Annotated in this window: 12 protein-coding genes; 8 read left to right on the forward strand and 4 right to left on the reverse strand. The window is 69.0% G+C overall.

All coding sequences use genetic code 11. The features are described 5' to 3' along the window. Positions 1–30 precede the first annotated feature (30 nt). Positions 31–1,518 carry a hydroxymethylglutaryl-CoA synthase family protein gene (locus tag AC1U89_RS05295; protein WP_479898689.1) on the reverse strand — a complete coding sequence of 496 codons (1,488 nt, stop codon included), beginning with the start codon at positions 1,516–1,518 and terminating at the stop codon, positions 31–33. 135 nt (positions 1,519–1,653) lie between these two features. Next, positions 1,654–2,655: an ADP-glyceromanno-heptose 6-epimerase gene (rfaD, locus tag AC1U89_RS05300; protein ID WP_479898690.1), complete on the reverse strand. Its 1,002-nt coding sequence runs from the start codon at positions 2,653–2,655 to the stop codon at positions 1,654–1,656. Positions 2,656–2,717: 62 nt separating this feature from the next. Between rfaD and AC1U89_RS05305 the strand changes: the two genes are divergently transcribed. The 8 genes from AC1U89_RS05305 to AC1U89_RS05340 all read left to right on the forward strand — a co-directional run bounded on the left by AC1U89_RS05305 (position 2,718) and on the right by AC1U89_RS05340 (position 10,747). Beyond that, positions 2,718–4,175, forward strand: coding sequence for a cryptochrome/photolyase family protein (locus AC1U89_RS05305; protein WP_479898691.1), 1,458 nt, complete (start codon positions 2,718–2,720; stop codon positions 4,173–4,175). 66 nt (positions 4,176–4,241) lie between these two features. Continuing rightward, entirely contained in the window at positions 4,242–5,477 is a 1,236-nt protein-coding gene (locus AC1U89_RS05310) for a class I SAM-dependent methyltransferase (protein WP_479898692.1), read from the forward strand. A 68-nt stretch (positions 5,478–5,545) separates the two neighbouring features. Continuing rightward, positions 5,546–5,827: a hypothetical protein gene (locus AC1U89_RS05315; RefSeq protein ID WP_029914906.1), complete on the forward strand. Its 282-nt coding sequence runs from the start codon at positions 5,546–5,548 to the stop codon at positions 5,825–5,827. A 120-nt stretch (positions 5,828–5,947) separates the two neighbouring features. After that, entirely contained in the window at positions 5,948–6,946 is a 999-nt protein-coding gene (locus AC1U89_RS05320) for a cysteine synthase A (protein WP_479898693.1), read from the forward strand. Positions 6,947–7,048: 102 nt separating this feature from the next. Further along, positions 7,049–7,621 (forward strand): N-acetylmuramoyl-L-alanine amidase, encoded by a 573-nt coding sequence (locus tag AC1U89_RS05325; RefSeq protein WP_479898694.1) that lies wholly within the window; start codon positions 7,049–7,051, stop codon positions 7,619–7,621. A 241-nt stretch (positions 7,622–7,862) separates the two neighbouring features. Next, positions 7,863–8,714 (forward strand): 3-mercaptopyruvate sulfurtransferase, encoded by an 852-nt coding sequence (gene sseA / locus AC1U89_RS05330; RefSeq protein ID WP_479898695.1) that lies wholly within the window; start codon positions 7,863–7,865, stop codon positions 8,712–8,714. 250 nt (positions 8,715–8,964) lie between these two features. Then, the gene (metC, locus tag AC1U89_RS05335; protein WP_479898854.1) at positions 8,965–10,128 is read left to right on the forward strand and encodes a cystathionine beta-lyase; all 1,164 of its coding nucleotides are present in this window, start codon (positions 8,965–8,967) and stop codon (positions 10,126–10,128) included. Between the two features lie 76 nt (positions 10,129–10,204). Then, entirely contained in the window at positions 10,205–10,747 is a 543-nt protein-coding gene (locus AC1U89_RS05340) for a DUF1697 domain-containing protein (RefSeq protein ID WP_479898696.1), read from the forward strand. Positions 10,748–10,753: 6 nt separating this feature from the next. On the opposite strand, the gene AC1U89_RS05345 is transcribed toward AC1U89_RS05340, so the two are convergent. Together AC1U89_RS05345 and AC1U89_RS05350 are read right to left on the reverse strand one after the other, a co-directional pair. Then, the gene (locus tag AC1U89_RS05345) at positions 10,754–11,431 is read right to left on the reverse strand and encodes a hypothetical protein (protein WP_479898697.1); all 678 of its coding nucleotides are present in this window, start codon (positions 11,429–11,431) and stop codon (positions 10,754–10,756) included. 77 nt (positions 11,432–11,508) lie between these two features. After that, positions 11,509–12,798 (reverse strand): DUF5690 family protein, encoded by a 1,290-nt coding sequence (locus tag AC1U89_RS05350; protein ID WP_479898698.1) that lies wholly within the window; start codon positions 12,796–12,798, stop codon positions 11,509–11,511. Positions 12,799–12,942: the final 144 nt, after the last annotated feature.

Raw genomic sequence — 12,942 nt, forward strand, 5'->3', positions numbered from 1 at the left:
CCTCCTTCGCCGCCAGGGCGGCGGGGCTCCCTATTCCGCCGCCAGGGCGGCGGTCTTGGCCATGGCCGCGCGGTCCGGGGCGGCCTTCCAGAAGTAGCGGACGAAGCCCCGCTTCTCGTCGACGTCCTTGATGCGGAACACCATCTTGACCGGCAGGCCGCTGTCGACCTCGCCGGGCTCGACGTCGGTGATGTCCATCATGATCCGCCCGCCGCCCTCGAAGACGATCATGCCGTAGTGGTTGGGCGGGCTCATCGAGAAGGTCAGGTAGTCGGCCGAATAGCTGAGAACGGAGGCCTTGCGCTCGGCGAAGCGGTACGGCTCCTGGGTGTCGACGCCGGGATTGTTGGGCGCGACCGAGATGCGGGTGCGCGGGAACTGGACGACGCCGGTCTCGCGGCAGCGGCCGCCGACCAGGCCCAGGATCATGTCCTGGTTACGGTAGAGGGTGGTCAGGGCCGTCTTGTTGTCCTTCTCGGCCCGCATGCCCTTGTCCCATTCGACCAGGCCGTTGAAGGTGAGGAACTTTAGATAGTTGGCCTCGTCTCTTCGATCGGCCAAGGAGCCGGTGACGCCGCGCGCGGGACGGTTGGCGCCAACTCTGTCGCCGACGCGGAACACCAGGGCCTCGGCGCCCTGGCCGAACTGGGCGACCAGGATCACCTCGCCTGGCTGGGCCTGCTCCAGGGCGTGGGCCAGCATCAGCGGACCGTGGGCGCAGCCGGCCTCGCCCAGGGTCAGGGCCAGGTTGTCGCGCACCGCCTCGGGGACGATCCCGACCGCCTTCGCCAGGCTGGCGGCCATGCCCGAGAACGTCGACGGGAAGCAGAAATGCGAGACGTCGGAAGCGTTTAGGCCCGAAACCTCCAGCGCCCGGCGGATGGCCGGCGGGACGAGCTTGACGATACCCTCGTCGCGGATCCAACGCTCCTCCCAGGCGTAGTCGAAGTCGCTGTCGGCCCCGCGGAAGTGGTCCACGAAGTCGTCGGTGACGCTGCCCCGGCCCAGGAATTCGGCAGCGGCGCCCTCGGCGTCGATCACGAAGGCCGCCGCGCCGTCGCCGTTGTCCAGCTCCTGGGCCGAGGCCGCGCGGGCCCGTCGGTGCTCACCGGTCGCCACCAGGGCGCGCGTGGCCGCCCCGCCCTTCACTGCCGCCAGGGCCTGGCCCAGGGCCGAGAGGCCGCAGCGCTGCGAGCCGGTGACGTCGGCCGAGGCGATCGACTTTTCCAGGGTCAGGGCGGCGGCGACGATCCCGGCGTTCTGGCGGTCGACGAACGGGGCCGTGGTSGAGGCGAAATAGAGGGCGTCGACGGCCGAGCGATCGTCGTCGGGGCCGAGCGCGTCGCGGGCCGCCTCGACCGCCATGGTCAGGGCGTCCTCGTCCCAGTTGGCCATCGAGCGCTCGCCCTTGGCCTTGGCCCGCAGGTTCGGCGCGACCCAGGCGTTGGCCTCGGTGACCGCCTTGCGGCTGAGCCGAAGACGCGGCGCATAGGCGCCCCAGGCGGCGATGCCCACCATGTTCCACTCCCTGACGCACGCCTGTTTCGGCGACTTATCAGCGGTTAGCTTACGCTCGCGGAAAGGGTCGGCAAGTGTGACCTGACGTCAGCGGATACGATTGGGGACAGGCCCTTGGGCCTGTCCCCGGCCGCATTACCGATGCGGATCGTCCGTGTTCAGGAACCCGCAGACATAGTCCTCGACGCCGTCCTCCAGCGAGGTCATCGGCGCGTTGTAGCCGGCGGCGCGCAGGCGGCTCATGTCGGCCTCCGTGAAATACTGGTACTTGCCGCGCAGCACTTCGGGCATGTCGAAATAGTCGATGTCGGGATCGCGGCCGATGGCGCGGAACGTCGCCTCGGCCAGGGCCTTGAACGAGCGAGCCTTGCCCGAGCCCAGGTTGTAGACGCCGTTGACGTGCGGGCTCTTGGCCAGCCAGGCGACCACGTCGGCCACGTCGCGCACATAGACGAAGTCGCGCAGCTGGCCGCCGTCTTCGTAGTCCGGATGGTGCGACTTGAAGAGCCTGACGCCCTGCCCTTCGGCCACCTGAGGCCAGATCTGGCAGACGACCGACTTCATGCCGCCCTTGTGCTGCTCGTTGGGGCCGTAGACGTTGAAGAACTTCAGCCCCACCCACTGGGTCGGGGCGTGGCCGCGGGCGGCCTCGCGGACGGCGTAGATGTCGAACAGCGCCTTGGACCAGCCGTAGGCGTTCAGCGGTCGCAGGGCCTTGAGGCTTTCGATGTCGTCCTTGCCGTCGAAGCCCTGCTGGCCGTCGCCATAGGTGGCCGCCGACGAGGCGTAGATCAGCCGGCGCTTGTGCTGGGCGCACCAGCGCCACAGGTCGCGCGACAGCACGAAGTTGGACTCCACGATCAGGTCGGCGTCCGGTTCGGTGGTCGACGAGATGGCGCCCATGTGGATGACCAGCTCGACCTCGTCGCCGCGCTCGGCCAGCCATTCGAACAGATCTTCCGGCGGCACGAAGTCGGCGATCGGCGACTTGGCCAGGTTCTTCCACTTGTTCTCGGCGGCCTCGCCCAGCCAGTCGCAGACCACGACGTCGAGGCTGTCGTCCTCGCACAGCTTGGCGACGATGTTGGAGCCGATGAAGCCGGCGCCGCCGGTGACGAGGATGACGCGTCTGGACATGATCCGCGTTATGGCACAGGGGGCGACGGGAGCAAGGTGTTGGACTGGGCGTCGGAGTGAACGTGCGGATCGATCGGGACGGCCCTGTCATCGTCTGGCTGCGCAGCGACCTGCGCCTGGCCGACAACCCCGCCCTCGCCGCCGCGGCGGCCACGGGACGGCCGGTGATCCCGCTGTACATCCTGGACCAGACGCCCGGCGTGCGGCCGATGGGCGGGGCCTCGCTCTGGTGGCTGGACAAGTCGCTGGCCGCCCTGGGGGGCTCGCTGGCGGCGATCGGCTCGCGGCTGATCCTGCGGCGTGGTCCGGCCCGCGAGGTCCTGGCGGACGTCGTCGCCCACGCCAAGCCCGCCGCCGTGGTCTGGAACCGCCTCTACGACGCGGCCGCCATCGATCGCGATACCGAGATCAAGGCCTGGCTGAAGGACGAAGGCGTCGCCTGCGAGAGCTTCGACGCGGGCCTGCTGAACGAGCCCTGGACGGTGAAGAACGGCGCGGGACAGCCCTACAAGGTCTTCACGCCCTATTGGCGCGCGGCGCGCGAGCAGCTGCATCACGTCCACGTCGAACCCGCGCCCAAAGCCCTGGCCGCGCCCGAGCATTGGCCCCATACCGAGGCGCTGACGGGCTGGAAGCTGCATCCGACCCGGCCCGACTGGTCCAAGGGCTTCGACCTCTGGACGCCCGGCGAGGCCGGGGCGCGGGCGCGGCTGGACGACTTCCTGTCGGGGCCGGTCGACGACTACGAGCGCCAGCGCGACCTGCCCGGCGTCGAGGCCACATCGCGCCTGTCGCCGCACCTGCATTTCGGCGAGATCGGCCCGCGCCAGGTCTGGGTCGCCGCCCGCAACGCCGTGGAGGCGGGCGACGCGCCCGCCGGCCAGGTCGAGAAGTTCCTGTCCGAGATMGGCTGGCGCGAGTTCAACCACGCCATCCTGTTCCATCATCCCGACCTGCCGAGGACCAGCTTCCGGCCTGAGTTCGACGCCTTCCCCTGGGTGACGGACCACGCCGGCCTCGAGGCCTGGACGCGGGGCGAGACCGGCTATCCGATCGTCGACGCCGGCATGCGCGAGCTGTGGGCCACCGGCTTCATGCACAACCGCGTGCGGATGATCGCCGCCTCGTTCCTGGTCAAGCACCTGCTGGTCGACTGGCGACGGGGCGAGGCCTGGTTCTGGGACACGCTGGTCGACGCGGACCTCGCCAACAATGTCGGCAACTGGCAGTGGGTGGCCGGCGGCGGGGCCGACGCCGCGCCCTATTTCCGGATCTTCAATCCCATCGCCCAGGGCCAGAAATTCGATCCCGCCGGGGCCTATGTCCGCCGCTGGGTCCCGGAGCTGGCGAACCTGCCCGACGAGACGATCCACGAACCGTGGAAAGCTTCAGGGCAACTGAACCCCGCCGCCAGGCGTATCTACGGAGAGCCGATCGTGGGGCATGCGGCGGCGCGCGAACGCGCGCTCGAGGCCTATCGCGGCCTCAGGGGAGACCAGGCGGACCACCCGGTTAGGTAGTAACCCCATTTACAGGTCGATCCCGAGAGTTCTTACTTTCGTCATCAAGCTTGGGAGGGACCGTCGATGACCGATATCCTGCCTTCGACCTGGCCGGCCACGGCCCGCGATCCCGAACTGCGCCGCGCGCCCGCCGCCTTCCGCACCGCCCTGCGCCTCGCCGTGGAGAACTGGGCCGCGGGCAACCTGACCTTCGTCCTGCCCTCCGGCAAGCCGCTGCGGATCGTCGGCAAGGCGCCGGGACCGGACGCGGTGGTCCGCATCCACGACTATCGCTTCATCCGCCGGGTCCTGGCCGCCGGCGGCATCGGCTTCGCCGAGGGCTACATGGCCGGCGAGTGGGACACGCCCGACCTGTCGGCGGTGCTGGAGGCCTTCTCACTGAATTTCGACCGGCTGACCGCCCTGGTACGAGGCAATCCGGTGATGCACGCGGTCAACAAGCTGTACCACCTGTTCCACCGCAACGACCGCGCGGGGTCCCGCAAGAACATCCACGCCCACTACGACCTGGGCAACAGCTTCTATTCGCGCTGGCTGGACCGGACGATGACCTATTCGTCGGCCCTCTACGAAGCCCCCAGCCAGCCCCTGGACCAGGCCCAGAACGCCAAGTACGCGGCCCTGGCCCGCTCGATCGCGCTGAAGCCCGGCCAGCACGTGCTGGAGATCGGCTGCGGCTGGGGCGGCTTCGCCGAGTTCGCGGCCAAGGAGGTGGGCGCCAAGGTCACCGGGGTCACCATCTCCCAGGCCCAGCACGACTTCGCCAGGAAGCGCCTGTTCGACCAGGGCCTGGCCGAGAAGGCCGACATCCGGCTGATCGACTATCGCGACATCCAGGGCCAGTTCGACAGCGTCGCCTCGATCGAGATGTTCGAGGCCGTGGGCGAGGAATACTGGCCCACCTATTTCGGCAAGATCCGCGAGGTCCTGTCGCCCGGCGGTCGGGCCGGCCTGCAGATCATCACCATCCGCGACGAGCTGTTCGCCCGCTATCGCGCCCGCACCGACTTCATCCAGCGCTACGTCTTCCCGGGCGGCATGCTGCCCAGCGAGGCGCGGCTCAGGCAGGAGACCGACGCCGCGGGCCTGTCCTGGACCGGCGTCACCCGCTTCGGCCAGAACTACGCCGACACCCTGGCCGAATGGGCCATGCGGTTCGAGGCGGCCTGGGAGGACATCAAGGGCCTGGGCTTCGACGAGCGGTTCCGCCGGCTGTGGCGCTTCTATCTCAGCTATTGCGAGGCCGGTTTCCGCACCGAACGCACCAACGTGATCCAGCTGGGTCTGGCCAGGGTCTAGCGAAGGCCGGCCGTCGTCCCGACCTTTGACGTGCATCCCCGCGCGAGCGCGCGTCCGAGGTCGGCCCGATGAACCTCTACACCCTGGTCCTGGATTTCCACGGCGGCACCTACATTACCCAGTTCGAGGCCGACACGCCCACCGACGCGGTCGCCGCCTGGTGCAAGGAGCTGGAGGACGAGCAATTGCTGGGCGACGCCTCGTTCCCCGTGGCCGAGGGCATCATGGTCGACGCCATCGAGAACCACCTGGTCGAGGTGGAGGGCCTGCACGGCGCCTGGTGCGCGGCGGCGACGGTCAACGGCGCCCTGGCCCTGCTGAACGTGATCGTCACCCAGCGCCTGGATTGAACCTGCGCTGAAACGGCCCCAGAAGCGTTGACGAGGGTCGCCTTCAGGAAAACTGGCCTTGCTTACCGGGCGCGCATCACGATCTACCCTACCGAGCTCACGACCGGCCGGACCGAAGAGATGACCGTAAAGACCAGCGTCCTGGACGCTATCGGCGACACGCCCCTGATCCGCCTGAACCGCGCCAGCGAGGCCACCGGCTGCGAGATTCTCGGCAAGGCCGAGTTCATGAACCCCGGCCAGTCGGTCAAGGACCGCGCGGCTCTGGGCATCATCCGCGACGCGGAAGCCAAGGGCCTGCTGCGGCCCGGCGGCCGGATCGTCGAGGGCACGGCGGGCAACACCGGCATCGGCCTGGCCATGGTCGCCTCGGCCCTGGGCTACAAGACCACCATCGTCATCCCGCGCACCCAAAGCCAGGAGAAGAAGGACGCCATCCGCCTGCTGGGCGCCGAGCTGGTCGAGGTGGACGCGGTCCCCTACTCCAACCCCGACAACTATGTCCGCTATTCGGGCCGCCTGGCCGAGGAACTGGCCAAGACCGAACCGAACGGCGCGATCTGGGCCAATCAGTTCGACAACGTCGCCAACCGCCAGGCCCACTTCGACACCACGGGCCCGGAGATCTTCGAGCAGACCGACGGCAAGGTCGACGGCTTCATCTGCGCCATCGGCTCGGGCGGCACCCTGGCCGGGGTCGCCGCGGCCCTGCGGGCCCGCAAGCCGTCGGTGAAGATCGGCCTGGCCGACCCGCACGGCGCGTCGCTGTACAGCTGGTACGCCAACGGCGAGCTGAAGGCCGAGGGCAACTCGATCAGCGAGGGCATCGGCCAGGGCCGGATCACCGCCAACCTGGAAGGCCTGGCGATCGACTATCCGTTCCGCGTCAGCGACGAGGAGATGCTGGAGCAGGTCTTCGACTTGGTGCAGCACGAGGGCCTGTGCCTGGGCGGCTCGACCGGGATCAACGTGGCCGGCGCCGTGCGCATGGCCAGGGCCATGGGCCCCGGCCACACCATCGTGACAGTGCTGTGCGACCACGGCTCGCGCTACCAGAGCAAGCTGTTCAATCCCGCCTTCCTGGCCGAGAAGGGCCTGCCCACTCCGCCCTGGATGTAAGGCCAAGCTCGCCATACGGGTAGCGCGCGAAACGCTGACCGAGAAGTTGCGGAATTCAACCATCCGGTGCAGGATCGAGGCAAGTCGCACCGGGAGGGCCTGATGGCTTGGAAGGGTATTGTCGGCAAGAGCTTCTCGCCGGAAGCGTTCGAGACCTATTGCGAAGGCCTGAAGTGGTCGACCTGGCGACCCAATTTCATCGTCCTGCACAACACGGGCGTACCGTCGCTGGACCAGCGGCCGCAGGGCCTGACCCAGCAGCACATCGCCAATCTCGAGGCCTATTATCGCGATAACCAGAAATGGAGCGCGGGGCCGCACCTGTTCGTCGACGACAAGCAGATCTGGGTGTTCACGCCCCTGACCACGTCCGGCGTCCACTCGCCCAGCTGGAACAGCGTGGCCCTGGGCATCGAGATGCTGGGCGACTTCGACAAGGACGCCTTCGACACCGGCCGCGGCGCCCTGGTGCGCGACAATGTCGTGGCGGCCATGGCCACCCTGTCGGCCGTGCTGGGCCTGGACCCGAACACCATGCGCCTGCACCGCGAGGACCCCAAGACGACGCACGCCTGCCCGGGCAAGAACGTCAAGAAGCTGGAGGTCATCCAGCGGGTCCAGGACAAGATGGAGGAAGAGGCCAAGGAGCACAGCCTCAGCGAGGCGCATCCGTAAGATTTCCGCTCATCCCGGCGAATGCCGGGACCCAGATGGAACAGCGGCGCGGCTGACGCCATGAACTCCACGCCCCTCCCATCATCCGCACGGCCATGGGATCTGGGTCCCGGCATTCGCCGGGATGAGCGGATCAGGGGACCGCGGAAATGCCGGCCCTATCGCTTGCCCCTCACCGCCGATCGCGTGATCTTGCCCGCCTTCTCGAAGGGGCGAGTCGGACCCCGAAAGGCTTATCGTCATGACCCACATCGATCCGCTGGTCTCCACCGCCTGGCTGGCCGAGCACCTTGATGCGCCCGACGTCCGCGTCGTCGACGGCTCGTGGCACATGCCGGCCGCCCAGCGCGATCCCAAGGCCGAGTACGACGCCGCCCACATCCCGGGCGCGGTGTTCTTCGACATCGACGAGATCTCGGACGAGACCTCGCCCCTGCCGCACATGCTGCCCTCACCCATCAAGTTCGCCTCGCGGGTCAAGAAGCTGGGCCTGGGCGACGGCTCGCGGATCGTCGTCTACGACACCAGCGGCATCCTGCCCGCCGCCCGCGTGTKGTGGGAGTTCCGCGCCATGGGCCACGAGGACGTGGTCGTGCTGGACGGCGGCCTGCCCAAGTGGATCGCCGAGGGCCGCCCGGTCGACGACCTGACCGTCAGCCCGCAGGAGCGCCACTTCACCCCGCGCTTCCAGGCCGACATCGTCCGCTCGATCGACCAGATGAAGGCCAATCTGGACACTCGCCGCGAGCAGGTGATCGACGCCCGCGCCGCCGGCCGCTTCGAGGGCCGCGACCCCGAGCCCCGGGCCGGTCTGAAGAGCGGCCACATCCCCGGCTCGCGCAACATCCCGCTGTCGGCCCTGCTGGCCGCCGACGGGACCATGCTGCCGGCCGACAAACTGACCGCCGTGTTCGCCGCCGCCGGGGTCGACATCGACAAGCCGATCGCCACCACCTGCGGCTCGGGCATCACCGCCGCCGTGGTCTCCCTGGCCCTGGCCCGCCTCGGCAAGCCCCGCTCGGCCGTCTATGACGGTTCGTGGACGGAATGGGGCGGCCGGGAGGACGTGCCGGTGGCGACGGGCGAGGCCTGAGCACACCCACTTGCCCCCACCTGACCGCTTCGCGGTCTGTCMGCCCCCAGAGGGGGCGGAGGCCGAAAGGCGCGCGCCTCTTCCCCCTCTGGGGGAAGACGACCGCGAAGCGGTCCGTAGGGGGCAAGTGTTCACCGCACGAACGCCGACCAGCACCTCTCTTGGTCCTGAGGGATTTCCTGCCTTGAACCGGTTCACCCCCGCACCCTAAACCACAGGGGTCAGCAGCCCGCCGAGTCCGCCCATGCCCCTGGATGAAGAAACCCGCCTGATCCGCCGGGGCGCCCCGCCCAGGGAGGGCACGGTGCTGGCCCGCACGGTCAATCCGCCGGTCCAGCGCGGCTCGACGGTGCTGATGCCCAACGCCGCCTCGCTGTACGACGACAACCAGCTGACCTACGGCATCACCGGCCTGTCCTCACCGGCCAACCTGCAGCTGGCCCTGGCCGAGCTGGAGGGCTCGCCGGACGTGACCCTGTATCCCTCGGGCCTGGCGGCGATCACCGGCGTCATGCTGGCCCTGCTGAAGGCCGGCGACGAGATCCTGGTCGTCGACAGCGCCTACAAGCCCACCCGCCGGTTCTGCGACCGCGTACTGACCCGGTTCGGCGTCAAGACCACCTATTACGACCCGGCCCTGTCGCCCGAGGCCCTGATGGCCCTGTGCGGACCGGCCACCCGGATGATCCTGCTGGAAGCCCCCGGCTCGCTGACCTTCGAGATGCAGGACATCCCGGCCATCGCCGCCGCCGCCAACGCCCGCGGCGTGCTGACCCTGATCGACAACACCTGGGCGGCCGGCTTCTACTTCAAGCCCCTGGCCCACGGGGTGACCATCAGCGTCCAGGCCCTGACTAAATATGTCGGCGGTCACTCGGACGTGTTCATGGGCAGCGCCGCGACCGCCGACAACGTGATCGGCAACCAGCTGGGCGACGCCATGTGGGACATCGGCTGGTCGGTGTCGCCCGACGACGCCTACACCGTGCTGCGCGGCCTGCGCACCCTGACCACCCGCCTGCCCGCCCACCAGGAAGCCGGGCTGAAGATCGCCCGCTGGCTGCAGGATCGTCCGGAGGTGTCGCGCGTGCTGCATCCGGCCCTGGAGACCGATCCCGGCCACGCCCTGTGGAAGCGCGACTTCACCGGCGCCTGCGGCCTGTTCGGCGTGGTGCTCAAGCCCGCCTCGCAGAAGGCCGTCCATGCCTTCCTCGACGCCCTGGACCTGTTCGGCCTGGGCTTCTCGTGGGGCGGCTACGAGAGCCTGGCCATCCACTGCGACCCGCAGCTGAAGAACCGCACGGTCCCGGTGAACCTGGAAGGCCCGCTGCTGCGCCTGCACGTGGGGCTGGAAAGCATCGCCGACCTCAAGGCCGATCTGGAACGGGGTTTCGAGGCCCTGGCCAAGGCCTAGATCCGTCCGCCCCAAATCGAAGGGGACGGCGCGGCCCGGAGGGTCTAGACAACCGCCTCGTTCGAAAGGCCCGTCCATGACCGTCCACATCGCCCTGCTGCGCGGCGTCAACGCCGCCGGAAACCGTCAGGTCACGGCCGACGAGCTGACCGCTTTGCTGACCGAGCTGGGCCATACCGATGCGCGCATGGGCCCCAAGGTCGGCGACCTGGTGTTCGCCAGCGGCGGCCAGACGGGCGCCGAGCTGCAGGCCCAGATCGAGACGGCGCTGATGGACCGTTTCGCGCTGCGCACCGACGTCTATGTCCGCACCGCCGACGCCTGGCGCGCCCTGGTCGCCGCCAACCCGTTCCCGGAGTTCGCCGCCCAGGACCCGGGCTGGATGATGGTGCTGTTCTGCAAGGACACACCCGACAAGAAGGTCATGGGCGCTCTTCGCGCCGCGATCCGAGGGACCGAGCAGGCGCGGGCCGAGAGCCGCCAGATCTATGCGACCTATCCCGACGGGATCGGCGGCTCGAAGCTGACCAACAGCCTGGTCGAGAAGACCCTGGGCGCGCGGATCACCGGCCGGAACTGGACGACGGTMCTGGCCCTCGAAGCGATGCTGGACGGCTAGGGGCGACTAGGCACGCTTGGCCAGCGGCATGGTCGTGATCAGCGTCTTCTGCAGGCTCGCGCCCGCCGGCACGGTCTGCCCCCAGCTCGCCCCGCCGTAGTTCCAGCCCTTGTTGATGTCGAAGCTGGCGGCGACTTGCGCCTGCTCGGCCAGGTTGGCGAGCAGACTTTGCGACATCGACGTGTTCAGCACGGCGCCGGCGCCGAGGCCGGCGGTCGAGAACGTCACCAGATAGCTGTCCTTCGGCGCGAAGATGTCGCCGCCCAGGCCGTAGAGCGGCGCCGAGACGAACGGCATCGGCAGGCCGCCCTCCGGTCCGGCGCCGAGCCCGGCGGTCAGCGGGTCCGTCGTGCCGTTGAGCACGGTCACGCCGCGGGGATTGCCGCCCGGCGTCACGGTGGGCGGGCCGCCGGACACATAGGTGAACACGTCGCCCAGGACGACCTCGGCGCCGACCGATATGTCGACGAGGCTCCCGCTGGTGGTCACGGTGGCCTGGAGGGTCGGTGTGAAGGTGATCGTGGTCTGGCCCAGGATCTCGGTGAGCGCGAACATGACCAGCGCCTTGGCGCCGGCGTTGTTGGTGTCGACCGCCCGCAACACGTAGAGGGCGTAACCCAGGTCCTTGAGGGCGACCAGCGAGGTCTCGTCGACGGTGATCTTAATCTGCTGGATCGTGGACATGGCGGCTCCGGTGGCGGGGTTGCGATCGGCCAAGCTTGCGCGAACTCTGGCTGCTGCACAATCCAGGAGCGAATCCGTCAGCCGGGCTTGGGCAGTCTCAGCAGCCGCCAGGCCGCCGCCGTGCCGATCAGGCCGAACACGCAGGTCCCGTAGGCCGCATTGGCCAGGAACCCGCTCCAGGCCAGGTCCAGATGGGCGAAATAGCGGGTCAGCAGCAGGGAGACGCTGCCGACATAGCCGCAGGAGTCGGCGACATAGATCAGGAACCCGGCCGTCCCCACCTGCCCCGTCGCGGCGATCAGACGGTCGAACAGTATGCCGTTGAACGGCGTGTAGGCCATGTAGACGCCCGCCCCCGTCGCGATCATCCAGGCCACCGGACCGATCAGGCCCAGCCGCCAGCCCAGGGTKGCCACGCCCAGCAGGGCGAAGCCGAGGGCCACGAAGGCGAAGTTGAAGCCGACCGCCCGGCGGTTGTCGCGCACCAGGCTCAGCACGCCCAAGCCCACCAGCACGATGGCCGCCACCGGGATCTCGGACAGCGAGAAGATCGCCGCGGCGTTCTTGAAGCCCAGCTCGGCCCAGATCTCAGCGGCGAAGTTGTCGCGGAAATCGCGCAGGGCCGTCAGCACCACATAGACCGCCACCAGCAGGACCAGGGCCGGGGCGTGGGCGGCGAACATGGCGGCGCGGGCCTTGGCGTCCATGGGCGCGCGGCGCACCCGGGCCGCCTCGTCGGCCGGCGACGGCGGCGGCAGCTGGGTCAGGGCCGCCACGGCCAGCAGCAGCAGCGGGGTGAACATCAGTCCGGCCAGGGCGGGCATCCAGCGCTCGTCGACGCCCTGCAGCAGCAGGCCCTTGCCCACCGACTTCACCACGCCCGAGGCCAGGATGAAGCTGGCGCACAGCATGGCCCCCAGCGCCTCCGACAGCCGCCGCCCCTCGACGAAGCCGAACACCAGCCCCCAGATCATGCCCAGGCACAGGCCGTTGACGAACAGGGCCAGGGGGCCGATCACCGCCGGCCCGCCGCCCAGACCCAGCAGCGACAGTTCGGCCACGCCGATCAGCGCCAGGATGGCGATCCAGCGCCGCTGCGGCCGCATCTCGGAGATCACCTTGATGCCGATGATCTTCGACACCGCGTAGCCGGCGACCTGGGCGATCACCAGGGCGACCTTGAAGTCGATGGCCAGCGGCCAGCCGGCCATGTGCTCGTAGTGGGCGGCCGTGAACGGCTTGCGATAGGCGAACATCGAGAAATAGGCCGCGAAGGCCGCCAGCCCGCCGTACAGGGCGAAGGCCCAAGGCGGCGCCTTGGCTAGCGCGCGAGTGATCGGGCTCTGAGTCGGCGTGATGTTCCCCATGCCCCATGGGCGGGTCGTTTGGGGAGGTTCGTCAAGCTCACTCACGGTTGTCATCCCGGAAAGCGCGCAGCGCTTGTCCGGGACCCAGGTGAACCGCAAAGCCTTCGCCCAGTCCCCTGGGTCCCGGACAGCCTCTGCGAGGCT

This window comes from Caulobacter sp. 05T431, from assembly GCF_056665975.1.

Excerpts from the sequence above, each read along its gene's own strand:
- rfaD (WP_479898690.1), bottom strand. The coding sequence starts at position 2,655 with ATGTCCAGACGCGTCATCCTCGTCACCGGCGGCGCCGGCTTCATCGGC.
- AC1U89_RS05310 (WP_479898692.1), top strand. The coding sequence starts at position 4,242 with ATGACCGATATCCTGCCTTCGACCTGGCCGGCCACGGCCCGCGATCCC.
- AC1U89_RS05315 (WP_029914906.1), top strand. The coding sequence starts at position 5,546 with ATGAACCTCTACACCCTGGTCCTGGATTTCCACGGCGGCACCTACATT.
- AC1U89_RS05320 (WP_479898693.1), top strand. The coding sequence starts at position 5,948 with ATGACCGTAAAGACCAGCGTCCTGGACGCTATCGGCGACACGCCCCTG.
- AC1U89_RS05325 (WP_479898694.1), top strand. The coding sequence starts at position 7,049 with ATGGCTTGGAAGGGTATTGTCGGCAAGAGCTTCTCGCCGGAAGCGTTC.
- AC1U89_RS05345 (WP_479898697.1), bottom strand. The coding sequence starts at position 11,431 with ATGTCCACGATCCAGCAGATTAAGATCACCGTCGACGAGACCTCGCTG.